Source organism: Paenibacillus sp. FJAT-27812 (assembly GCF_001273905.1).
Classification (GTDB): Bacteria; Bacillota; Bacilli; order Paenibacillales; family Paenibacillaceae; genus Pristimantibacillus.
In genome coordinates, this window is sequence record NZ_LIGH01000001.1 from 603,474 (window position 1) to 625,531 (window position 22,058).

20 protein-coding genes, 2 pseudogenes and 1 riboswitch are annotated in these 22,058 nt (G+C 48.2%); of the genes and pseudogenes, 3 read left to right on the plus strand and 19 right to left on the minus strand.

Annotation, left to right across the window (positions count from 1 at the left end):
• Positions 1 to 239 precede the first annotated feature (239 nt).
• From ADU23_RS02570 to ADU23_RS02635, 14 genes and pseudogenes are all read right to left on the minus strand, one after another.
• Positions 240 to 1,124, minus strand: a complete 885-nt coding sequence (locus ADU23_RS02570) for an ABC transporter ATP-binding protein (protein WP_053372310.1) — start codon at positions 1,122 to 1,124, stop codon at positions 240 to 242.
• Positions 1,125 to 1,127: 3 nt separating this feature from the next.
• Positions 1,128 to 4,007 (minus strand): ABC transporter permease, encoded by a 2,880-nt coding sequence (locus ADU23_RS02575; RefSeq protein WP_053372311.1) that lies wholly within the window; start codon positions 4,005 to 4,007, stop codon positions 1,128 to 1,130.
• 63 nt (positions 4,008 to 4,070) lie between these two features.
• Positions 4,071 to 5,096: an efflux RND transporter periplasmic adaptor subunit gene (locus ADU23_RS02580; RefSeq protein WP_053372312.1), complete on the minus strand. Its 1,026-nt coding sequence runs from the start codon at positions 5,094 to 5,096 to the stop codon at positions 4,071 to 4,073.
• The gene (locus tag ADU23_RS02585) at positions 5,080 to 5,772 is read right to left on the minus strand and encodes an ABC transporter ATP-binding protein (protein ID WP_053372313.1); all 693 of its coding nucleotides are present in this window, start codon (positions 5,770 to 5,772) and stop codon (positions 5,080 to 5,082) included. Before ADU23_RS02585 ends, ADU23_RS02580 begins: the two co-directional genes overlap by 17 nt.
• 156 nt (positions 5,773 to 5,928) lie before the next feature.
• Entirely contained in the window at positions 5,929 to 6,861 is a 933-nt protein-coding gene (locus tag ADU23_RS02590) for an AEC family transporter (RefSeq protein ID WP_053372314.1), read from the minus strand.
• A 182-nt stretch (positions 6,862 to 7,043) separates the two neighbouring features.
• A pseudogene (locus ADU23_RS02595) lies at positions 7,044 to 7,223 on the minus strand (cysteine synthase A); the annotation flags it as partial.
• Positions 7,224 to 7,358: 135 nt separating this feature from the next.
• Positions 7,359 to 9,245 (minus strand): ABC transporter ATP-binding protein, encoded by a 1,887-nt coding sequence (locus ADU23_RS02600; protein ID WP_053372316.1) that lies wholly within the window; start codon positions 9,243 to 9,245, stop codon positions 7,359 to 7,361.
• Complete coding sequence (locus ADU23_RS02605) at positions 9,220 to 10,983, minus strand: ABC transporter ATP-binding protein (RefSeq protein ID WP_157265556.1); 1,764 nt, start codon at positions 10,981 to 10,983, stop codon at positions 9,220 to 9,222. The genes ADU23_RS02600 and ADU23_RS02605 overlap by 26 nt, the downstream gene beginning before the upstream one ends.
• A 32-nt stretch (positions 10,984 to 11,015) precedes the next feature.
• Positions 11,016 to 12,851, minus strand: coding sequence for an ABC transporter ATP-binding protein (locus tag ADU23_RS02610; protein ID WP_231637294.1), 1,836 nt, complete (start codon positions 12,849 to 12,851; stop codon positions 11,016 to 11,018).
• Entirely contained in the window at positions 12,841 to 13,437 is a 597-nt protein-coding gene (locus ADU23_RS02615) for a PadR family transcriptional regulator (RefSeq protein ID WP_053372318.1), read from the minus strand. The genes ADU23_RS02610 and ADU23_RS02615 overlap by 11 nt, the downstream gene beginning before the upstream one ends.
• Before the next feature lie 206 nt (positions 13,438 to 13,643).
• Positions 13,644 to 13,952, minus strand: coding sequence for a hypothetical protein (locus ADU23_RS02620; protein WP_053372319.1), 309 nt, complete (start codon positions 13,950 to 13,952; stop codon positions 13,644 to 13,646).
• Complete coding sequence (locus ADU23_RS02625) at positions 13,952 to 14,134, minus strand: YezD family protein (protein WP_053372320.1); 183 nt, start codon at positions 14,132 to 14,134, stop codon at positions 13,952 to 13,954. Before ADU23_RS02625 ends, ADU23_RS02620 begins: the two co-directional genes overlap by 1 nt.
• A gap of 20 nt (positions 14,135 to 14,154) precedes the next feature.
• A pseudogene (locus tag ADU23_RS02630) lies at positions 14,155 to 14,460 on the minus strand (nitroreductase family protein); the annotation flags it as partial.
• A gap of 256 nt (positions 14,461 to 14,716) precedes the next feature.
• Positions 14,717 to 16,042 (minus strand): APC family permease, encoded by a 1,326-nt coding sequence (locus tag ADU23_RS02635; RefSeq protein WP_053372322.1) that lies wholly within the window; start codon positions 16,040 to 16,042, stop codon positions 14,717 to 14,719.
• A gap of 82 nt (positions 16,043 to 16,124) precedes the next feature.
• Positions 16,125 to 16,223, minus strand: a riboswitch (guanidine-I (ykkC/yxkD leader).
• 247 nt (positions 16,224 to 16,470) lie between these two features.
• On the opposite strand from ADU23_RS02635, the gene ADU23_RS02640 reads away from it, so the two are divergent.
• Positions 16,471 to 16,884, plus strand: a complete 414-nt coding sequence (locus ADU23_RS02640) for a DUF2500 domain-containing protein (RefSeq protein ID WP_053372323.1) — start codon at positions 16,471 to 16,473, stop codon at positions 16,882 to 16,884.
• Positions 16,885 to 16,966: 82 nt separating this feature from the next.
• Here the strand turns inward: ADU23_RS02640 and pgsA are convergent, their stop codons facing one another.
• The 3 genes from pgsA to ADU23_RS02655 form a co-directional block, all read right to left on the minus strand.
• Positions 16,967 to 17,554, minus strand: a complete 588-nt coding sequence (pgsA, locus tag ADU23_RS02645) for a CDP-diacylglycerol--glycerol-3-phosphate 3-phosphatidyltransferase (protein WP_053372324.1) — start codon at positions 17,552 to 17,554, stop codon at positions 16,967 to 16,969.
• 174 nt (positions 17,555 to 17,728) lie between these two features.
• Positions 17,729 to 19,210, minus strand: coding sequence for a methyl-accepting chemotaxis protein (locus ADU23_RS02650; RefSeq protein WP_053372325.1), 1,482 nt, complete (start codon positions 19,208 to 19,210; stop codon positions 17,729 to 17,731).
• 47 nt (positions 19,211 to 19,257) lie between these two features.
• A complete protein-coding gene (locus ADU23_RS02655) occupies positions 19,258 to 19,824 on the minus strand; it encodes a hypothetical protein (RefSeq protein WP_053372326.1) in 567 nt (188 codons plus the stop codon).
• A 399-nt stretch (positions 19,825 to 20,223) separates the two neighbouring features.
• Between ADU23_RS02655 and ADU23_RS02660 the strand changes: the two genes are divergently transcribed.
• On the plus strand, positions 20,224 to 20,580 hold the full coding sequence (locus ADU23_RS02660) for a YtxH domain-containing protein (protein WP_053372327.1): 357 nt from the start codon (positions 20,224 to 20,226) through the stop codon (positions 20,578 to 20,580).
• Positions 20,581 to 20,585: 5 nt separating this feature from the next.
• On the plus strand, positions 20,586 to 20,726 hold the full coding sequence (locus ADU23_RS32625) for a hypothetical protein (RefSeq protein ID WP_157265559.1): 141 nt from the start codon (positions 20,586 to 20,588) through the stop codon (positions 20,724 to 20,726).
• A 75-nt stretch (positions 20,727 to 20,801) separates the two neighbouring features.
• Here the strand turns inward: ADU23_RS32625 and ADU23_RS02665 are convergent, their stop codons facing one another.
• Entirely contained in the window at positions 20,802 to 21,584 is a 783-nt protein-coding gene (locus tag ADU23_RS02665; RefSeq protein ID WP_053372328.1) for a sigma-70 family RNA polymerase sigma factor, read from the minus strand.
• Positions 21,581 to 22,021 carry an anti-sigma B factor RsbW gene (gene rsbW / locus ADU23_RS02670; RefSeq protein ID WP_053372329.1) on the minus strand — a complete coding sequence of 147 codons (441 nt, stop codon included), beginning with the start codon at positions 22,019 to 22,021 and terminating at the stop codon, positions 21,581 to 21,583. Before rsbW ends, ADU23_RS02665 begins: the two co-directional genes overlap by 4 nt.
• Positions 22,022 to 22,058: the final 37 nt, after the last annotated feature.

Below are 22,058 nucleotides of genomic sequence, written 5' to 3' on the forward strand. Positions count from 1 at the left end.
TTTTGAATTCTGGAGCATTTACTCGAAATAAAGTGCAAGCGTAAGAACCGACTATTGAATTCCAATTAAAACTCCAAAATTAAGGGGTCAAACCGGTTCTCCAGTTAAGTGACCGGATGAGCTTCATTCGGCGATATTAGCGGGAGGTTTTCCTGTTAATTTGGTTTTCTGAGCTTACGGCTCTGCCAAGAAAAAAAGCTGCGCCTAAGTCATGAATGACCTGGCACAGCCCTGATTAGTTACTCTGGTTTGTTCTCCGGAGGAAGCAGCACGATACGACCTTCCCCGAGCTCCACGCGAAGCTTGTTGGAGTTTTTGACGCCAATCGACTCCAAGTAGTTCGCTGGCACCTGCAAACGGCCTGCCTTATCCAGCACCGCATACTCCACATGCGTGCCTTCTTCATCCTCCGTTTGCTCAAGCTCGGCCAGCTCTTCCGCGTATGACCGCCTGCGCAGCATCTCGGATGAAATTTTGCCGTCGCGGATAGCCGCTACGCGGTCTACCTTCTTCGCAAGCTCTGGATCATGCGTAACGATAACGACCGTAATCCCGATCGTCCGGTTCAGCTCGCGGAACAAATCCAATATCTGATTCGCCATCCGCGAATCTACGGAGCCTGTCGGCTCATCCGCAAGCAGCAGCTTCGGATGATTGGCAAGCGCGATCGCGATGGCCACGCGCTGCTGTTCACCGCCAGAGAGCTCGTATAGCTTGTTCGATGCGCGGTGGCTAAGCCCCACAGCATCGAGCAGCTCCTTCGCCCGCCAGCGCTTGCGGCTGCCCGTCAGCAAAATCGGCAGCTCTACATTTTCGAGCGCCGTCAAATACGGAATAAGGTTTCTCGCATTATTTTGCCAGACGAAACCGACGCTTTCCCGTTTGTAACGGACAAAATCCCGTTCCTTAAACTTCAGCATGTCTCTGCCGTCAACCGTCAGCTTGCCGGCCGTTGGACGGTCCAAGCCCCCGAGCATATTAAGCAGCGTCGATTTGCCGCTGCCGCTGTTGCCGATAATCGCCATGAGTTCACCGCTATCAATATGAAGATCGAGGCCTTGCAGGGCGAATACCTCTAGGTCGGCTGTTTTGTATATTTTGACTAGCCCTTCGCAATGAATCATCCGTCAATCCTCCCCTAGCTTGATCGCTTGATGAATGCGCAGACGGGACAGCATATAGGCAAGTATGCCAAGACCGAAGAGCAGCATGAAGCCGACAAGTATATAAATACGCATTAAATCCGACGAATCGAACATGACCTTGAACGGAGGAACGAGGCTGCTCGGATTAAACGCAATTTGAAAGTTTGGCACATACAGCAGGCTCGCCACATTGCCAACGCCTATTCCGATAAGAACGGCAACGCCGGATGTGAGCAGCTGCTCGACGCCGAGCATGCCAATGAGCTGTCGGAGCGATAAGCCAATCGCGCGCAAAATGCCATTTTGCAGCGTCCGGCCGCGCAGCGATAATACCCAGTACAATAAGAAGCCGATAAAGCTAACAAGTATCGACAGAACGAAACCAAGCGTCAAAATGCCGTTCAGCGCCATGAGGAATGGATCGTTTTTGGCATCCACAAGCTCTAGCCTCGTATTGACGATATTCGTAATCGGAAGCTTCGATTCCTTGAGGCCTTCATAAAACTCCGCTGTGCTGGTCTCTGGCTTCAGCTTGATCCAGACATCATACGGCTCAAGCGCAAGCATGACCTGAATGCGCGGCAAGTGCCCTACGATCAGCATCGGAGCGTTGCCTTTTGACGCTTCTTCACTCACATCCACGCTCCCTACAGCCGGATTTGGGTTAAAGGTAGGGAAATACTCGATGATGCCATACACCTTAAACGGCTGCTGCGGCACATCGCTCCAGCCTACCCATATCGTATCGCCCGGCTTAACCTTCTTCTGATCGGCGAGCGTTTTGGAAATGAGCACGGCCTGCGAATCTCCTGCGAGAAGGTTCAAGTAGTCGTTAATCGGATAATCAAGCAAGCTGTCACGGAACCATGTTGTTTCTCCGAACTCGTCTGAGTCGATGCCGATCAGCGTTGCCGCGCCCGTACTGTCATTGACGCTGAAGCCAGCCTCCTTCTTGAACACTTTGGCAGCATGCTCTACACCTTTAATCGCCTTAAAAGGCTCAAAAGCCGGCTCTAAATAATGGACAGGCGCTTGTACGACAGGCGCTGCCGGCTGCTGCATACCCGGCGGCGCCGGAGGAGGCGCATCGTTGATCCACTGTGCGGTCAGCACGATCTCGGCACCATTTCCATATTTAATCCGATCCTCTGTATTGTTATTAATCGTCCTTGCAGCAGAGGCGCTAAATACGCCTGTTGCAATCGTCATGATGAGGAAAATCATCAAAAATTGGTATTGCGAGCTAGAACGGCCAACCTGGATTAACGTTGCATACACGGAAGGCGGCCACCATTTTTTGCCGGCCCAGTATACGAGCCTGAGCACCCACGGATACAAGCGAAGCAGCAGCAAGCCCGCTCCCATAATAAATAAGGCTGGAATAACGAATTGCAGCGGATCGATATTCAAATCGTCAGCATTCAGTCCCAGGCTTTGCAAATCGGCGAGCCGCTTTCTGAACGTATACAAGCCGTAAATAGCGAGTGCCAGCGCAATGACATCGAGAAACATTTTATGCCAAAGCGGTGATTTCAGCATTCTTGCCAATTGCTGTTTATGTCCAACAATCGAGACGCGAGTTGCCATGATGATTGGAATAAGCATAATAACGAAACATACGCCCGAGGCGATTGCCCCGTAACGGTAAGCTTCCTCGGTAAGCCTGACGGGCAGCCTCACGCGCTGCACGAACTCCAAGAAACCGTTCGAAGCGCCCAGCATCTCTGTCAATGCGACCCCCAGCAAGGGTCCTACGCCAAATGCGATGCCGCATAAAATAATGCCCTCTACCGCATACGAAGTAATAACCTGCCAGCGTGCCGCTCCTCTGCTGCGCAGAACGGCGATTTCATTTTTTTGCCGGTCGGCAATAAGATTCGACACCATGAACATATAAAAACCGAGCATAATCAACACCGGAACATTTAGCGACCACATTAACGTTCTTAACTGCTCTGCCCTGTCCATATATTTCGCGATCGTATCCAAAGCCGGCGTTACAGTCACCGCCTGATACATCGTCACGTTATTGAGCATAACGTTGCGGATCTTACTGGTCGTCTGGATAAAATCGTCCACGAATCTCAGCTCAAGCTTGGAATAATCCAGTACAAAAAACCAACCGACAGACGCAACCGGAATACGCGCCTCCTGCATCAGCTGCTGCTTAGCCAGCTTGTCGCTAATGACAAAGCTTCCGCTAAGCTCGCTCAGGTCCGTATCCCGAAAGTAGGGATCGTCATCCTGCAGCTTTTCAAATACGCCTACCGGTTTAAACTTTATTTCCCCGGCAATTTTATCGTCATCGACAAAAAACTCGGAATCAAGCACCGTTTTAAACTGAATAAGTCCCCGCTCCGTCACGAGTACTTCATATACGCCATCGACGGGCTGCTGTTCCGCAGGCATTCTGCCGTCCTTTAGCTTAATATGCTTCTCTAGATCAGAGAAGGAGCGAAGCGCCATCGTTTTGAGCGATTTTTTCGTATTCGGCTCAGGATCATTTGTGGGCCTTATCTTCATCGATTTCGATTGGAAATCGACAACAAGCTCCTGCACCGGTATTTGGAAACCTGCGGCGGCTTGCTCATGGATGTACCGATCCACTTTCGTATAGATCTTATTCATCTGCTCGGGCGTTTCTTTGGTATAAAATAATTTGTTGTATTGGCTGCCGGGATACACGCTCCTCTTGGTTTGCATCGTCTCCAAATCCTTGACCAGCATTCGCGAGAGCACTGCTTCCGAATAAATGGGCATGCTGCTGACCAAAGCGACAGACATAACCAAACCAATAAACAAGCTCGCAACCAACCACTTGTTTTGCACCATTTTGCGAATAATCATGACGAACAAAGCCACGCGAAAACCTCCCAAGCGTAAACGACTGATAACGTATTGCCTTATAACAAGCTCATGCTTTTGTTATTGCAGGACGACAATCGCGCCTTCTTCCAGACCCTTCGTGATTTCAATTTCCGTCGAGCCCTTAACGCCCGTTTCGACATCGATCTCACGTATTTTATTGCCTTCCTCCAGCGTTCTTACGAATGTTCGGCCAAGGAAGCTGCGCACGCCGCTGCGCGGAATTTTCAAAATATCATCACGCTGCTGCAGGATGATCTTCACATCTGCAAAAGCGCCAATCGACGCATCCGCCGGCACTTTCGGCACCTCGATGAACAACGTTTTGGAGTACCGCTCTTGAAGCTGCGCGTTTAATGTCGTAGGAGCGGACGATGGCGTCTGCACCACTTTGCCCTGCAGCTCCTGCGAGCCGAATTTGACCAAAGCCGGGAAGCCCACATCCACGCCGCTAATTTCAGCGCCCGCTTCGACCCGAAGCGCCACGCGCAGCTTCGATGGATCCGATATAATGACTAGCGTCTGGTAAGCCTCGACAAAATCGCCTTCATCTAAATCCTCGACAAAAGTTACCTGACCGTCCATTCCGGCTACCAGCTGCTTGCTGTTAAAGGTTTTCATCAGCCGCTCCAGCTTTAAATCCTCAATCTCCATTTGCAGATTGGCAATGTCAATCGCATCGCTGTCCCCGCCTAGTTTGGCCTGCTTGAACGCCAGCTTCGCCTTTGCAAACGCAAGCTCCTGCTCCTTCAATTGGATGTCCAATCCGTCTACGTTGAGTTGAACGAGCACGTCGCCCTTCTTCACCTTGCTTCCTGAGGTTACCAGCATCTTCGCAATACGGCCGCCTTGGCCTACAAACTGAGCAATTTCAGACTTCGTAGATTCCAGTGCGCCGCTTCCGTTAATATCCTGCGTAATCGTACCCTTCTCAACCGTGACCGTTCGGTAATTTTCCTGTGCCGGCTTAATTAATGGAGGCTTCAGAGCTTCCTCCTCGGCAGGCAGCAAGGAGCACCCTGTTAATGAGGCGCTGATGAGCAGCGCGAATGACCAGCCAAGCAGCGGCTTAAGCTTTTGCGACAATTTGTCCATCCTCCAATTCATACACTTGGTCAACGATTTCCATAATAGCAGGGTCATGCGTGGTCATAATGATCGTCATGCCTGCCGTCTCTACCAAATCGCGGAACACCTTCATAATTTGCAGTCCCGTCCGGCTGTCCAGCTCCGCAGTTGGCTCATCCGCCAGCAATAGCTTTGGCTTATGGGCGATTGCTCTAGCAATTGCCGTCCGCTGCTGCTCTCCGCCCGACAGCTCGAATGGCCTATGATGCATGCGCCCCTTCAGGCCAACCTGCTCCAAAGCTTGCACAGCGGCTTCCTTGCGTCCGCTCGCTCCGACGCCCGCAACCCGCAATATAAACTCTACATTCTCATATGCAGACATAAGGGGAATCAGCGCAAACGATTGAAAAATAAGTCCCATTTCCTTGCGGCGCACCATATCTCTCTCCTGATTCGACATCGCTGTCAAATCACGGCCTGCAAATGTAATTTGCCCTTCCGTTGGACGATCCAAGGCGCTAAGCAAATTAATCAATGTCGTCTTCCCCGAACCGGATCTTCCTTTGAACGCAATCAGCTTGCCGGAAGGGATCGATAAGTCCACGCCCTTCAATACGGTAACTGCGCCGCTCCCCCGTCCAAACGTTCTTTTTAAAGCGCTTGCACGAATCATATCATGCTCTATCAGCTGCATCTATCAGAAAACCTCCGTTTCCAATAAAACGTTTACATTTGTATCAATTTCCATTTTAAACCCATCTCGCATTATGTACAAGCCATTCTATTACTACTAAGCAATTAAAAAAGCCTATGAAATCCATGCTTAAGGATTAATAGGCTTTAAGTCCGCTTATATGTCAAGATTCAAGAAAAAGATAACAGCCGTAACCGTTATAATGCTTAAAATAGTAGAAACGAACACGGATTGCGAAGCAAATTCGGCTTCATTGTCGAACTCAACCGCGAGCAGCACGCTGCTAAGAGAAGTTGGCACGGCCGACGATACGATCAAAGCTGCTGCCGTCAGCTTATCGAGTCCCATAAGCCACACGATCAGCCATGCGAGCAATGGGCCGGCAACAAGCCTAAGCATACCCGACAGGCTTACATCGATGAGAAGGGAACGTTTGATTTTCCACTCCATATTGCCAAGTTGAACGCCAAGCGTAATGAGCGCGGTGCCGATGAAGGCGTCAGCCAAGTAACCTAGCGGCGTAGCAATCGGCTGCGGGATCGCCACATGGAATCCTCTTAATAGAAAAGCAAGCGGAATGACATAAATGATAGGCATAGAAATAATCGTGCGCCAAATCGCACGCATATCGGCTTTATGCGCATTTACGCTATAAATGCCATAGGTATTGGGCACAAAGGATTGCGTCATCATAATAAGCACTTGAATGGCGAGCGTCTTCTCGTTCCCGGCAAATGCCAGCTGATTAAGCGGTATCCCATAATTGGCGCTGTTATAAAAGAGGACGCTGTTGCGCATCGCGCTCTTCATGCTGGGCTTATACCCTCTTATGCGGATAACAACCTCAACGATCAAATACTGGGCAACCATAAATACGACGAAGAAAAATAAAATTTTGCCGATTACCGAAACGGAAATATCGGTTTTGTACAGCAGGTCGAACATGATCGCCGGCGAAAATAAATAAAAATTCAGCTTCGATAACGTTTTGATATCCAGCTTAAACGCACGTTGAATCAGAATGCCAAGCCCAATCATAATGACCATCGGAAGTACGTTCGTCATCAATATATGAACAAAAATATTCATTCCTGCATCTGCTTCCTTCTATTATATAGTGTGAGTAATGGGTCAAGTCGTCCCTCCCAGGTTCGCATCACTAATTTTAATAGGTTCATCGCCTATTAGGCAAGCTTACTTTTTGACTCGGCATGCAAAAACGGACAGCCGTCGTCCTTAGCCAACGCTGCCCGTTCTGATTAGCTTATCTCCTACAGCTGCTGCTCCTGTTGATAGAGCACTGTAGACAAGTAACGCTCGCCGTTGCTTGGAATAACCGCAACAACGCGCTTGCCCGCACCTAGCTTCTGCGCCAATAGAATGGCTGCAAAGACAGCTGCGCCCGAGGAAATGCCGCCTAGGATGCCTTGCTCCTTCGCTACTCTTCTTGCGACAGCCCCTGGCGTAAGCACCAGTTCAGCGCCATACGCACGCAGCAGATTGCGGCGCTCCAAGCTCATCGTTTCATGCATTACGAGAATGGCCTTGCGGCACGTGCCGTAATGATCAGTGGGTCATGCCAAGAGCTATACCGCGACATTGCCTTGCGAATGCTCATACAGCTCTTTATAATGACCGTCATGCTCCAAAAGCTGCTGATGATTGCCTTGCTCCACAATTTCACCATGGCTCATCACAATAATGCGGTCAGCTTGCATAATGGTAGACAACCGATGCGCAATGACGATCGTCGTCCGATCCTGCGAGACAACTTGCAGCGCGTTCTGAATCAGCTGCTCCGTATGCGAATCAAGGTTGGCGCTTGCCTCATCCAAGATAAGAACCTTTGGCTTAAAGACGATAATTCTCGCAAAAGATATCAGCTGGCGCTCGCCTGCCGACAAGCCGCTTCCCCGCTCCGACAGCTTCGTTTCATATCCGTTCTTGAGCTTCTTGATAATGGCATCCGCTCCAACGAACTCGCAGGCGCGAATAACCTCCTCGCGGGAGATCGAATCATCAAACATCCTTATATTTTCAATGATGCTGCCTGAATAAAGGTAAGGCTCCTGCTGAACCAGCCCTACTAGTCGGTGAAGCGTCGCTTGCGGAATATCTCTCACATCCGTTTCATCGATCCGAATGCTTCCTTCCTTCACATCGTAAAAGCGGCATAACAAGCTGATGAGCGAGCTTTTGCCTGCGCCAGTCGTGCCAACGACGCCGATAAGCTCACCGGAATTGATATGCAAATCCAAATCCCGAATAATCGGTATCCCTTCCTCATAGGAGAAGGAGATGTGGTCGAAGTCGATGCGTCCCTTCACCTTCTCTAGGTTGTAAGCCGGTAATGAAGCCTGGCGCTCATCCGCCTCATCATGATCCGCATGCGATTTATGCAAATCGACAGGCTCCAGATCACGATCCGTAATATCCGGCTTATTCGCGAATACGCTCCAAATTCTCGAAATCGCAACCGTTGCAGACTGCAGCGTATTCCACTGCTGTGTAATGGTATTGATCGGCTGAAAAAACTGGCGGATATACGTAATGAACGCATACAAAACACCGAATTCGAGATGCTGTCCCAGCACGGCGTTGCCGCCGATCCAGGTGACAAAAGCAATCGATAGATTGCTTAAAATATCGAAGGTACGGCCAAACACGACATTCGTCCGAATTTCCCGAAGATTAGCTTTAAAGTACAAGCCGTTCCGCTCGTTGAATTGCTTCTCTTGCTCCTTCTGCTGGTGGAACACCTGCACAAGATTCATGCCAGAGAGGTTCTCAGCTACAAACGCCACCATGCGGGACAATCTCGTTCTCGCCAGCTGATAGGTCGTACGCATGAAAGACCGGAAGGCAATCGCGATCACCCAAATAATCGGCAGCAAAATCAAGCAATATAGCGCGAGCTTCGTATCGAGCTCGAACATAATCACGACGATAAAGATGAGCGTAAGCCCGTCTCTAAATAGACTCAGCAGCACCTGATTAAAAAACTGGTTCAGCGCCTCCGTATCGCTCGAGACATGCGTGATGAGGCTGCCGCTCGACATCCGGTCGAAATACCGCATCGACTGCTTCAATATATGGCCAAAAAGCTGCTTCCGGATGCGTGACACGATGCTTTGACCGATATTTTGGAGCAAGTTGTTTTGCAAATACGTGAATAGCAAGCTGGATACCGATAAGCCTAAATAGATGAAACAAATCGTAAGCAAGCCTTTGTAATCGTTTTTGCCGGAAAGCAAGTTGTCATCAATCGCGATTTTCATTAAAAAGGGCTGCAGCAAATCAGACAGAATCGCGATTAACGTACAGCAAAATACGCCGATGAATGCCCAGAGATGCGGTCTCGCATAGCTAAAAAGGGTACGAAACGCTGGTACATAATTCGGCTTCTGTTCAGGTGCATTTGGATCGCCCTTCTGATCCGCCTGCCAATTATGAATGGCTTGTGCCGGTCGCATGCTGACTCCCCTCCTCCTGTATGGCGTGAAGCGTTGCATAAAGTCCTTGCTGCTCGAGCAGTTCCGAGTGGGTGCCGCGCTGCACAATGACGCCGTCATCCATGACTATAATTTGCTCCGCATGCTTGATCGCGCTAATGCGATGCGCAATGATAATCGTTGTTTTATCGTTTCTCTCCGTTTGGATCGCGTCAATGATATCCTTCTCCGTCACGGCATCCACCGCGCTGACGCTATCGTCTAATATCATAATCGGAGATTCCTTAATCATCCCGCGAGCTAAGCTGGTACGCTGGCGCTGGCCGCCAGACAACGTTAAGCCGCGCTCGCCGAGCCGCGTTTCAAACTTATTCGGCAGATCGACGATATTATTATAAATTTGGGCATGCTTGGCAGCAGCCTCAACCGCTTCAAGCTCACGTTCGCGATCGGAGAATGCAATGTTCTCCTTAATCGTTGTACTAAACAGAAAGCCATCCTGCGGGACGTAAGCAATTTGGGTGCGCAGACTCTCAAGCGTCATCTCTCTCACATCCGTCTGCCCATACCATATTGTCCCCGGAGGCGGGTCATAGGTTCGGAGCAGCAGCTTCATCAGCGTCGTCTTCCCGCTGCCGGTTCGGCCAATGATGCCAAGCGTCGCGCCCGGCTCAACGCGCAGGCTGATGTCTTTCAGAATAGGATTGCCGCCTTGCTCGTAAGCAAACGATAAATGGTCAATCCTGATGCCGGCATCATCTAAATTTACAGCCTTGGCGCCCTCAAGCTCCACGATTTCCGAACGCTGTGACAGCAAGCCGTTCAGCCGCTCCAGCGAAGCACGCGAGCGTTGGATCGTGTTGATGACGTTCCCGATTTGTTGAAGCGGATTCATCAGCATGCGGATATAGAGCGTTAGTGCAACGAAGTTACCAAGCGAAATTTGTTTCGTAATGGTCATATAGCCGCCAAAGGAAAGCGCGACGATCAGCCCAATCGCGCCAAGAAACGGAATCAACGCTTGGAAAAAAGACGAAACGCGAACCAGCCGCAATTGATTATGCCGGATTTGATCCACCGTTTTGCCGAAGCGCTCGATCATGATGTCTTCCACTGCAAACTTTTTCGTTACCCGGATGCCGCCAAATTGCTCCTCGGCCGTTTCCGTCATCGTCCCAAGCGCTTCTTGCACCTCTAGCGACCTTTTTCTAATAATCGGCCCCAAATAAACAACGATAATCGGGATCAGCAGCAGCGGAAATACAGATGCCAAAATCAGATAATAAGGAATATGGCTGACAAGCATCATCGTAATAGACGCCACAAGCAGCATGGATGCGTTTGCGGTTTGGTTGACGCCCATAGAGATCGACTCCCGAACCGCAGTAACGTCATTCATAAAATAGCTGAGCAGCTTCCCGACGCCATTTTTCGAATAGAAACGTTCGCTCATTTCCGTAAAATGCTTGAATAGCCCTCTTCGGACGAGAAATTCAAACTTTCTGCCCACATACATGACCAAGTACATCGCTACGCCGTTAAACAGCACTTGGCCAACGCCGATTAATAGCAGGAGCAGGCTATAGTCCACAATCAGCTTGCTCGTTAAACCGCCAATTTGCAGCTTATCCGTAAACTGCCCCAGCACCTTCGGAAAAAATACGTTAATCGTGTTCGATATCAAATGAAAAAAGATAGAGGCTACGTATAGGTACCACGTTTTCCGAAAAAAATCAGTTAACAAGCTATTGGGCTTCAAAAAACGATCACTTCCCATTTTCAAAGTATGTTTTACGATACATCCGTTTGCGGGAATTGCAATTCATAAAGCTGATTGTAGCGCCCTTGAAGAAGCAGCAGCTCCTCGTGCGTTCCGTTCTCCACGATTCGTCCTTGCTCCAGTACATAAATCTGATCCGCCTGCTGGATCGTGGATAGCCGATGCGCAATGACTAGGCATGTGCGCCCTTGCAGCAATTGCGCCAGCGCCTCTTGAATATGCTGCTCCGACTCCGTGTCGAGCGACGCGGTCGCCTCATCCAAAATAATGACCCGTGGATTTTTCAAAATCGCCCTCGCAATGGACAGCCGCTGCTTCTGGCCGCCCGATAGCTTCACGCCACGCTCGCCGATTTGCGTTTCGTAGCCCTGCGCGAACGAATCAATAAAGCCGTCGGCATTCGCAGCTTTAGCGGCAGCGAGCACCTCATCATCCGTCGCATGCAGATTGCCATAACGGATATTTTCCTCAATCGTCCCGTTAAACAAAACGATATCCTGCGACACGATCCCAATTTGCTCTCTTAACGAGGCTAACGTAATATCCTTGAGCGAATAGCCGTCGATTGTGATGTCTCCGGACTGCGGATCATAAAATCTAGTGATGAGATGGGCAATCGTCGTTTTGCCTGAGCCGGAAGAGCCGACGAGCGCGGTCACCTTGCCTGCTTCAAGCTCCAAATGGAAATCCTTTAATACGGCGGAGTCTTTGGAATAGGCAAAATCAATATGATTAAACACGATTTGACCGCTTGCTCGCGGCAGCTTGATCGCTTCCTCTTTCTCCACGATTTCTGCATTCGTGTCCATAACCTCCATAATGCGCTCATACGCGGCAGCCGATTGCTGAATCGTATTGATAATCCGGCTAAAATGGCGAACCGGGTTTTGCAGCAGCCGCAAATAAGCAATAAAAGCAACGATCGTGCCGACCGTCATCATATCCTTCATGGCTAGCCATGCGCCAAACACAAGGACGATGGCAAGGCCGAGAAAATTGAGAAAATCAATAATAGGCTCATAAGCAGCCCGCAAGCGTGTCACTTGTATATTTGCATCCATATTCCGCTGAGTGCGCTCAGCGAATCGATCCGACTCGTAAGCCTCCGCGGTAAAGGATTTGATGAGCCGTATGCCTGTTAGCGTATTTTGCAAATGGTCGCTGACATCGGCTACGGACTCCTGCACCGTTCGGAACGAGGAACGCATTCTTTTGCCAAATATTTTGGTCGTAAGTATCATAAACGGGAAGGTAGCGAGCAGCAGCAGCGTTAGCTTCCAATCGATCCAAAGCATATAAATCGCAATCGCTGTAAAGGTGAAAAAATCGGTAAATAATTGCATCATGCTGGAGGAAATCATTTGCTGAAGGATGCTTACGTCGTTCGTAACCCGAGACATCAAATCGCCGGTCCGATTGCGGTCAAAAAAGGATACGTCCAAGCTTTGCATGTGGCGGTACAAATCATTGCGAAGATTGTAAAGCACCTTCTGGCCGACGGAGGCTATCAGGGAAGTACTGATATAGCGCAGAACGCCGAGCAGAAGCGCGGCACCGAGAACGCCGCCGCCAATAAGAAACAGCTTGGAAAACAGCTTATTCGGAATAACGTGGTCAATCGTAAGGCGCGTTAACTGCGGAACGATAAACTCCAGCAGCGAAATGGCGATGACGCAAGCAACAGCCCCGATTAGCAAGGGCAGCTGCATTCGCGCATGCGTATAGACTCGCACGAACATGCTGACGATGCTGGCGGGCTTAGCTTTCTCTCCCGTTCCGAACTTTCTCATGCCGCCCATTCCTCCGCCTGGCCGATAGGACTGAGCAGAATTGTAATTATTGCTCATACGCTTCACCCTCGTCATCGCCGTTTTCCGCTTCCGCAGCCACTTGCCGGAGCGAGACGCGCAAATGATCGAGAATCGTACGCAGCTGATCTGCCTTTCTGCTGTCATTCACGACTGCCCGCTCTGCCGCCTTCAGCAGATGCAGCAGCTCTTTGCCCGCCGGCGTTAATCGCCGATTCCGCTTGCTTCGGTCAAATGGCTCGCCTTCCTCCTCGGCGTAGCCATATTCGCGGCGCTCGGGTCCGTTAACGGCATTTTCCTTCTCTTCAAGCAAATAGGCTCTGCCGTTATCCGTAATTTCAAAAATTTTCTTGCCATCCTGCTTAGAGGATTCTACAAATCCTTGATCCCGCAGCATCTGAAGGGTTGGATAGATCGAGCCTGCGCTAGGCTTGTATGTGCCGCCCGATTGATCCTCAAGCGCCTTCATCATTTGATAGCCATGCATGCTTTCCTGCTCCAGAAGCTCAAGCAAAGCATATTTGACTCCGCCGCGGCTGAAATAACGTCTGCCTGAGCCGCTCACCTCTCTTTCTAGTGCATGATTTAAAAACAACCGTTCCTCTGGCTGCCATTCTTCTGTCATTACGTATTCTCCTTCGTTAACGATATATCGTATTACTTCAAATACTATACGATATATCGTTAATTGGCAATTACTTGTTACGAAATAGTGTTTTCTGCCAAAAAAAAAAGGATATCATGTGATGCTCTGATAACCTTCATATGATACGGTAGAAATAAAAATGTAATGCCGCCTGATGTCAATCATCATCGTTGCAGTTATATTGCCTAGTATGCGGTTAAGACGCCTCTTGCATGAATGCCGTGCTCAGCTACAAACTCGCTCAGCTCCACAATTAAATTGCCCTTGCCGAAGGATAAAAACTTTCGTCCTTCCTCCGCTTGCTTCTTTGCCATAAGATCCAAAAACCGAATAATCATTTTTCGCCTGCGTTTAATTTCAGGATAACCGTTATCGTACAGCCACTGATCGATCGTATTGTAGACACCACGATTCAGTTGATACATTTGCAAGCAATAATGATGAAAAGCCAAATCAGGCCATTCATATACGTCCATAGTAAGGTGGTTCTTCATTATCTCTGTTTCCGAGCCGCAGAAGGAGCCTTCTCCGTGTCATAGCGACTGCGTTCAGTCCGATCAATCTGTACGATTTGCCCGTTATGAATCGTGATCTGAACTACGCCATATTGAACGCCTGCCAATTGCTCCTTAATGCGTTTCAACCACTCATCCGCAACCTCAGCCGGTCGAGACATATACAACATCCTCTCCAAAGTTATAGGTTCAGCCCTAATGAGCTCACAACTTGATCATCTGATTTTTTTTTGATTTCCAGTAGGCTCTCTGCCAAAGGACGGCGGCCGGTCGGACGCTCTTTCTCTTGAAAGGATTCATCCAGTGAATCGGCATCCCCTCGGTGGCCAAGCGCAATAACGGCATGAAGCGCAATATGCTCCGGCACTGCCAGTAACTCACGAGCTGCAGCACGATCAAAGCCGCCAATCGCCCGCGTTGAAAGGCCAAGCAGCCGCGCCTGCAATGCAAGCGTCGCCCATGCCGCCCCGGAATCAAAGGCGTGCGATACGTTGGGATCGCCATTTTCCCGAGTGGCTCACCCTTCAACACCTCCCCTTCCAAAAAAATAAAAGAAGGCGCACGACAACCGATTCGGCATTCGGTTGGCATGCGCCTCCAGTTTTCTAGTGAGCGCGAATGTGAATAAACTACAGCGACACTTATGCCATAATTTCTTATTCAGTTTCCAATTCTATTCCCGACTAATTCAATAGGATAAATTTAATTTACCATGATGTTTTCTATCCGTCAACAAATATCCACTAATCAAGTTGACGTTTTTGCATAATGGCAGCAAGCGCCGGCTTCGTGCGGTACAAGTGATAAAGAATGCCAACCATGAGCCAACATGCGCCCATTATTAAAGCGGTTCGATCCAGCAGCGTCAAGAGCCATCCTACAAAACACGCGCCAGTAAGCGGAATAATCAAATAAACAATCGTTTGTGAAAAAGATCTTCGTTTCTCCTTCACGTACATTTGCACGACGACTGAACCGTTAACGAACACAAAAGCCGTCAAAGCCCCGAGGCTAACGAATTTTATAGCCGTCTCCAGACTTAAAACCAGCGCTAGCATCGAAACGACGCATACGGCGGCAATGCTGTTGACGGGCGTCTTATATTTGGAGTGCAGCTTGCCAAAAAAACGTCTGGGCAGCGTCGAGTCGTTGCCCATCACATGCAGTAGCCTCGATGCGCTCGTCACAGCGATTACGCCTTGCGTAAATACAGCCATGATCAGCACCGAGATAAAAAGCGACTGAAGGCCGGCGCCGCCGACAAGCCTCATCAATTCAAACCCTGCGGCATCGCCATTCGTAAAGGAAAGGCTTGGAAACACCAGCTTCGTTAATACAGAAACGACGATATACATGACCGCAGCGATAAGCACGATAAGCATGATCGCGCGCGGTATCGTTTTATGAGCGTTGATCGTCTCATCCGCCAGCGTGGTAACCGTGTCAAAGCCAAGAAAAGAGAAGCACACAATCGAAGCGCCAGTCAAAATCGCGGAAATCCCCCATTCACCATGAGGCAAAAGCGGTTGAACGGCAATCGCAGCCGCATTGGCCGCTAACCCCTTAATCAGAAACGCACAAAACAAGGCAATAAATAAAATTTGCACGACTACAAATATTTTGCTTAGCCCAGCCGAGAATTTTATGCCTATGATATTCACAATCGCAAAGATGAGATTGATGCCTATGATCCATACGGAAGCCGGAACGGCTGGGAACTGGGCATGCATATAAAGACCGAAGGTTAAGCATGCGATAACCGGAGAGAAAATATATTCAAGCAGGACGACCCAGCCTACTAAGAAGCCGGCATAGGGATGGATCGCTTTTTTGACATAGGTATAGGCGGAGGCAGAGGACGAGAATCTTTTGGACATGACGATATAGCTAAGCGCCGTTAATAAAATAGCCGCTGCAGCCACGGTGTAAGAGCTGGTCATCCATCCGCTAGAGCCTTCGTAGGCAATGCCATAAACGGTAAAATAAATCATAGGCGACATCCATGCGAGTCCAAATGCTACAACCTGAAACAATGTTAATGTTCTGCGGTACGTCACTTTCTCTTCCATCTGCTGCACCCTCTGCCTTGTTAATTGGTCTTTTCACTGTTTTTAAAAACAACAAAAGCCAGGGAGGCATCGTCATTAGACAATCTCCCGGGCTTTTATCCCTCCGTGAACACAGCATGCTGTGCGTCTTCTCTCGGTCCAGTCCGTAACAATCGTCCGCGGAACCCTAGAAAACTATTAATATCGTTTATATATGATAGGTTTCCTCACAAAACATCCAAAAAGCCGAACATTAAATATCGTTTTTTCTCTTATGTTAAATAACATAACATAAACTGTTCTGTATTTAAAGATTTTATTTCATGAAATTAGAAGTGATGAGCTGCTTCTCTTCAGCTCTCCAATGCCCTATTAAAAGTTCGAAACAAAACGCCTATGTTTGCGTATGATAACAAACGACAAATTAGTAAAAAGATGGAGGTGAATAGATGAACGGGTTCGGACCTTCATTCGGCGGCGGGTTTAATTTGATGTTTACGATCATCCCGATATTGGTTGGCATCGGCTTTATATTCGTTATTGGAGGGATTTTGTACAGCCTTATCAACCATGCAAAAAATGCTAGAGCTCCGAAGGAATCTAGCTACGCACGCATCGTATCCAAGCGGATGGACGTCCGCCACCATACGAATCACCATAACCATGACGGCGCCCATCATTCCACGAACTCATCGCGAACCTACTACTATATCACGCTCGAATTTGATAACGGGACGCGAAAGGAATACTTAGACGTAAAAAACTTATACGGCTTGGTCGTCGAAGGCGATACCGGCTATGCAGCCGTACAGGGCGAGTGGATCGTCGCATTTGAGCGCAGCCACAGCGAGCCCCTACGCTAAACAAGAAAGAGCACGCTGAATGGTCAGCGTGCTCTTTCTTGTTTAATCCTACTCATTATTTGTTTGTCCTTGATCAGCTATATTATAAATCAAGCTTTAACAAACGAAAGTTTTTCTTTATGTAGTTGTAGCCGGAATAGATCGTTAAGATCAACGCGACGTGCATCAAAATTTGATCGACAGCCATGTTTGTAAAAAAACGGAAAGGCAAATTGTTTAACAGCACTGCCGCAATCGCAACCACCTGCGACACCATTTTTATTTTGCCGAATTGATCCGCTTGAAGCGCTATTTTTTGAGAGGCCGCTACCATTCGAATGCCCGTAATAATCATTTCTCTTCCTATAATGGCAACTGCGATCCAGGTATAAATCATTTGCTCACTTACCATTAATATCAACGCGGCGGCGATGAGCAGCTTATCCGCTAAGGGGTCAAGCAGCTTTCCAATATTCGTTACTTGATTGTATTTTCTTGCGATATGCCCATCTAATTTATCGGTAGCCGAGGCAAGTATAAATACAATTGCGGCGTAATAAATACCATAGGCGTCTAAATGAAGCAGCATAGCCGATTTTGAAACGAGCCCATCCGGATATAGCGGAAAAAGCAGGATAAACACGGGGATCAACAATATACGGGCGATTGTAATTTTGTTTGCTAGATTCATCTGAATCCTCCCTCACCATATTCCACTTATTGTACCATATACTGGTACAGGCTGTGAGGCAAGATTAAGAGTCCTCCTAAACCAAAATGCGCCAAAAAGGAGCAATTAAGCAGCGTAGCTCCTACGCTGCTCTCCTCCAATTGGCGCTTTTGATGCTTCTATTACACAAGCGACTTAATGCTTCGCTACTAATTGCTGAAGCTCTGACAGCAGCTGGTCCAGCTGCGTGTATTCCTCGACCATCGTATGAATCTTAATATCCTGCGTCTCCATGCTTGCATGGACCTCTTCGACGGAGGCCATGTTTTGCTGGGTAGTGGCCGCAATATTAACCATTTCATCAGCCATGCTCGAATAACGCTCATGCAGATCGTTTGCGGAGACTCCCACATTATCCGAATGGCGCTTCACAAGCTCCGTATTCTCGTTAATTCGCTCCATAAGCTGCTGTACCTGTTGAGAAACTTCCCTGCTGTTCATCACAGCCTCTTGCCCGCTCTCCACCTGCTCATGAACGGCACTGATTTGCGAACGAATGCCGGATAAAATATCAGAGATTTCACTGGTCGCAACTCTTGCATTGTCTGCCAGCTTGCGAACCTCCCCGGATACGACGGCGAATCCTCTGCCATGCTCGCCAGCCCGTGCCGCTTCAATAGCCGCATTTAGCGCCAGCAGATTCGTTTGCTCCGCAATGTCGCTAATGGTGCTTACGATAGAGCTTACGCGATCATTTTGTTCATTAAGCTGCGTCATCATCTCGACCGTATGTTTAATAATCGAGCGCACGCTTTCCACTTCGTCCGAGAGAGTAGCCATTTGTTCGCGGTTTTTCTCCGTCAACTCGGCATTGCTCGCGGAATATTGCTGCAACTGCTCCGCACCTTCCAGCAATTGCTTAACCGAAGCATCGATGACCTGTGACGACTCGCTGATGTTCAGAATGGTTGATGTCTGCTTCTCGATAGCAGCCGACATTTCGGAGAACGTAATCGTGACTTCCTTCGAGATGTCTCCCGTCGAGCGAACCGTCGTCTGCTGGCTGCTGCTAAATTCCGTCAATACGATAATAGACGATTTGAGCTTGTCCAATAGCCCCTCCGCCATATCCTTGGCAGCTAATGCCTCACGCTGCTTGTCCGTCACCTGCCGCTGCAGTCTGCCGCTGAACCCAGCGGAAAAAGCCATCGCAACGGTTGCAAACGTTAAATACAAAAACAAATACGCCAGCGATTCATTTGGGAAGAGCTTCGGCTGAAGCACGGGATCAAGAAATAAATAGGTGCTGAGCGCCGCTCCCAAAACCCCGGTAAAAATAATAGGCCTATAATCCGCATACAAGGTAATGATCGCTAGATTGACATACACCAAAAAATAAGTGCTTACGATCGGATTCGGATCAGACACAATCAATAGAGTTACGATAACGGTCAAAATAACAGGCACTAAATATTTAATATATCCCGTAAAAATTTTCCGGTATGTCATGAAAGTTGCTGCACCACACAAAAAGATACCGACCCCTGCAAGCAGGAGAATCATGTCCGCGCCGAGCCCGATAGCAAGATCTGTGGCGATCCCAAGACCAAGGAGGCTCCAAAGGATTTTGATTAACAATCGATTACGCTTGTCAAGTTCTGTTAATTCTTTTTTCACGACATTTCCGCCTTTTCTAAGTTAACTAATACGTCCGTAAGCTTCGCTCAGCCCTCCGCACCGGTTGTGGCAAGAACAGTCTCTTGCGGATAGACGAGCCATTCATAGCGCTGCTTGTTGCGATACATTTGCTCCATGTTGAATAATACCGGTACGACATCATCTCCCTTATAAAAAACCTTCTCTCCAACCTTTTCAAGCGGTACCTGATAAGTAATGCGAAGGGCTCTTAGAAATACAGGCTCCAGAAGCGAGACAAAATATTTCATTTGCAGCTTTTCAGCAATATAGACGGCCGAGGACAGCAGGTCAGCAATATATCGCCCGCGATACGGTCTAAGCAGCGCGATCTTATCGATCTCAGCGATTGCGCTAGCTGCTTCTATTACTTTTGGATACGTTTGAAAAGGGCCTGCATCGTTAATCGAGCTTGAAATTAAGCTGTAAGGCTTAATTTCAGACGTTCCCACATAGTGTCCTTCCGCAGTAACAACGACAAATCGCTCAAGAGCATTCTCAGAAAATTCAAGTTCAAACCCTTTCTCCATCCAGACGGTAGTCCAAATGCCGTTAAACATCGCTAGCTCCAGCTCGTTCTCCACTCGTTTAAACATGATTTTTCTCCTTTATCTCTCTATTTTCTCGTAGGTTTCTTCGCAGATAAAATATGTAGGTTAATTATTTATCGGAATTAATAACTCAATAATTTACCATTTTAACGGAACCATAATAATATTTAATGAAATTGTGACGACGAGGATGGAAGGTTAGAAAGTAAATATATGTTAAAATTCTCCTTTCAGTTGATGTATATCCGCTTGCCAAAATAAACCTTCTTAATCCCAAGCTGACAACTAGGGATTTGAAACACATCGTAACATCGGCATTATTAATTGTCAATACTTTCCTTAAATGTTTGTTTCAAAATAATGATATCCGTTTATATATAACTAAGAAATCGAATACAAGTTGGTCAATAAGATCAACAAATACCAATCGAGGAGAGATGACAAATGTCAAGAGAACACTCTAGTAACGGCGTATTGTTAGGCGCAATTGTAGGAGGAGCTATCGGAGCCATCTCGGCACTGCTATTTGCTCCAAAATCAGGTGCTCATCTTCGGGAGGATCTCTCGAGCAAGTTCAAAGAGATTAGCGAGAAAACAAAAGACATCGCGACTGCAGTGGGACAAAACACGAAAGAGCTCGCCGCTACTGTCGGGCAAAATACAAAGGAACTAGCCAGCAACATCAAAGAGGAAGCCGGCGATTTGGTGGATCACGCCAAAAAATCCAACCAGCATATTATGGAATCCTTCTCTACTGCGAAGGAAGACGTTAAGGATGGACTTGCTACCTCTGGGAGGTAATAATGATGAAGACGGAGCTTGAAACGACTACAAACTCCATGGCACCGACCGAGGAAGAAATGGTTAAGCTTGGCGAGGACATGGAGCAAATGGAAACGAATGCAGAGGTTATTGAGCGGGGTCTGGTTCCAGACCCCGCTCAATAATAAATACGAACTTCATTAAAAAATCCCCTTTCCATACGCAATATGGAAAGGGGATTTTTATATTTTCTAAACTAATCAAATGCTAAAATCCGGACGCTGATCTACGAGCAATAGCTTAAGCTTCTCAATGGCCCGCTTCTGGATACGCGATACGCTCATCTGCGATACGCCTAACTCATCGGCGATATCACGTTGTGATTTGCCGCTATGATACACGAGCAGAAGCACCTTTTTCTCCTCCGTCTTAAGCTGATCCAGCGCCTCCTCCAGATCCAGACGATTATCCACATTCTGATAATCGTCCTTGTCTGAGCCGATAAGATCCCCTATGGTTGCGGCGCTGTCTCCTTCGCTCGACAAAGGCGTATCAAGCGATACATAATGATAAGATTCACGGCAGGACAGCACCTCGATCGTTTCTTCTACGGAAAGTCCGAGATGGACTGCAATTTCCTCCATTTTTGGCGAATGGCCAAGCTCCACCGTTAAGTGATCGATAGCCTGCTGAATGAGCAGTCCCTTCTCTTTAATGCGTCTTGGCACCTGGATATACCATGATTTATCGCGTAAGTAGTTTTTTAGATGACCGATAATGCTCTTCATCGCATAACCTTCAAACGGAATTTCCCGCGAGCTGTCATACTGCTTAAATAAGCGCAGCATAGACAGCTGGCCGACCTGATAAAGATCCTCGTAAAGATCAGGCCGACTGCGGGACATTTTGGCGGCTGCCATCTTCACAATCGGCTCAAAATGCTGCAACAATACGGTCGCCGTATCGTTGCAATTAGTTTCCTGATATATTTTCATTTTTTCGATCGTTTCTTTTGGATCCAGGCAAGAAGAATTCACGCTCATGCCATCTCCTCTTTCCTACCAAATAACTTGGTGAGAATCACCTCTGTACCTCTTTCGGTAAAAACCTCTACTTTATCCATTAAAGCATGCATCATGAACAGCCCGAGCCCGCCTGCTGTCACCTCTTTCAGCTCCTTGTTGTGCAGGGAGACGGATTTGCTGATGGCAGGCTCGTATTTGAAGCTTTCGCCTTCATCCTTAATCCGTATGGAGATGCCGTCCCGCTCAATCTCAAAGCTGATGTCTACAACTCCAGGCTGCTCGTTGCTGTAGGCATGAAGCACAACGTTCGTGCAAGCCTCCGTAACCGCTACCTTCATATCTTCAATTTCCTCATAGGAGAAACCTGCTTTGCTTGCAATTCCAAACAATGACAATCTAACAATATCGATATATTCCGCCCGCGCCGGAATCGTCAACCGAATGAATGAGTTCATAGTTTCTTCTATCCTCTCTTGTATGTTCCTATTATAG

What these genes read in the sequence shown, in the direction of transcription:
- ADU23_RS02570 (WP_053372310.1), bottom strand. Translation starts at nt 1,124, where the DNA reads ATGATTCATTGCGAAGGGCTAGTCAAAATATACAAAACAGCCGACCTA.
- ADU23_RS02585 (WP_053372313.1), bottom strand. Translation starts at nt 5,772, where the DNA reads ATGCAGCTGATAGAGCATGATATGATTCGTGCAAGCGCTTTAAAAAGA.
- ADU23_RS02590 (WP_053372314.1), bottom strand. Translation starts at nt 6,861, where the DNA reads ATGAATATTTTTGTTCATATATTGATGACGAACGTACTTCCGATGGTC.
- ADU23_RS02600 (WP_053372316.1), bottom strand. Translation starts at nt 9,245, where the DNA reads ATGCGACCGGCACAAGCCATTCATAATTGGCAGGCGGATCAGAAGGGC.
- ADU23_RS02610 (WP_231637294.1), bottom strand. Translation starts at nt 12,851, where the DNA reads ATGAGCAATAATTACAATTCTGCTCAGTCCTATCGGCCAGGCGGAGGA.
- ADU23_RS02615 (WP_053372318.1), bottom strand. Translation starts at nt 13,437, where the DNA reads ATGACAGAAGAATGGCAGCCAGAGGAACGGTTGTTTTTAAATCATGCA.
- ADU23_RS02620 (WP_053372319.1), bottom strand. Translation starts at nt 13,952, where the DNA reads ATGAAGAACCACCTTACTATGGACGTATATGAATGGCCTGATTTGGCT.
- ADU23_RS02625 (WP_053372320.1), bottom strand. Translation starts at nt 14,134, where the DNA reads ATGTCTCGACCGGCTGAGGTTGCGGATGAGTGGTTGAAACGCATTAAG.
- ADU23_RS02635 (WP_053372322.1), bottom strand. Translation starts at nt 16,042, where the DNA reads ATGGAAGAGAAAGTGACGTACCGCAGAACATTAACATTGTTTCAGGTT.
- ADU23_RS02640 (WP_053372323.1), top strand. Translation starts at nt 16,471, where the DNA reads ATGAACGGGTTCGGACCTTCATTCGGCGGCGGGTTTAATTTGATGTTT.
- pgsA (WP_053372324.1), bottom strand. Translation starts at nt 17,554, where the DNA reads ATGAATCTAGCAAACAAAATTACAATCGCCCGTATATTGTTGATCCCC.
- ADU23_RS02655 (WP_053372326.1), bottom strand. Translation starts at nt 19,824, where the DNA reads ATGTTTAAACGAGTGGAGAACGAGCTGGAGCTAGCGATGTTTAACGGC.
- ADU23_RS02660 (WP_053372327.1), top strand. Translation starts at nt 20,224, where the DNA reads ATGTCAAGAGAACACTCTAGTAACGGCGTATTGTTAGGCGCAATTGTA.
- ADU23_RS32625 (WP_157265559.1), top strand. Translation starts at nt 20,586, where the DNA reads ATGAAGACGGAGCTTGAAACGACTACAAACTCCATGGCACCGACCGAG.
- ADU23_RS02665 (WP_053372328.1), bottom strand. Translation starts at nt 21,584, where the DNA reads ATGAGCGTGAATTCTTCTTGCCTGGATCCAAAAGAAACGATCGAAAAA.
- rsbW (WP_053372329.1), bottom strand. Translation starts at nt 22,021, where the DNA reads ATGAACTCATTCATTCGGTTGACGATTCCGGCGCGGGCGGAATATATC.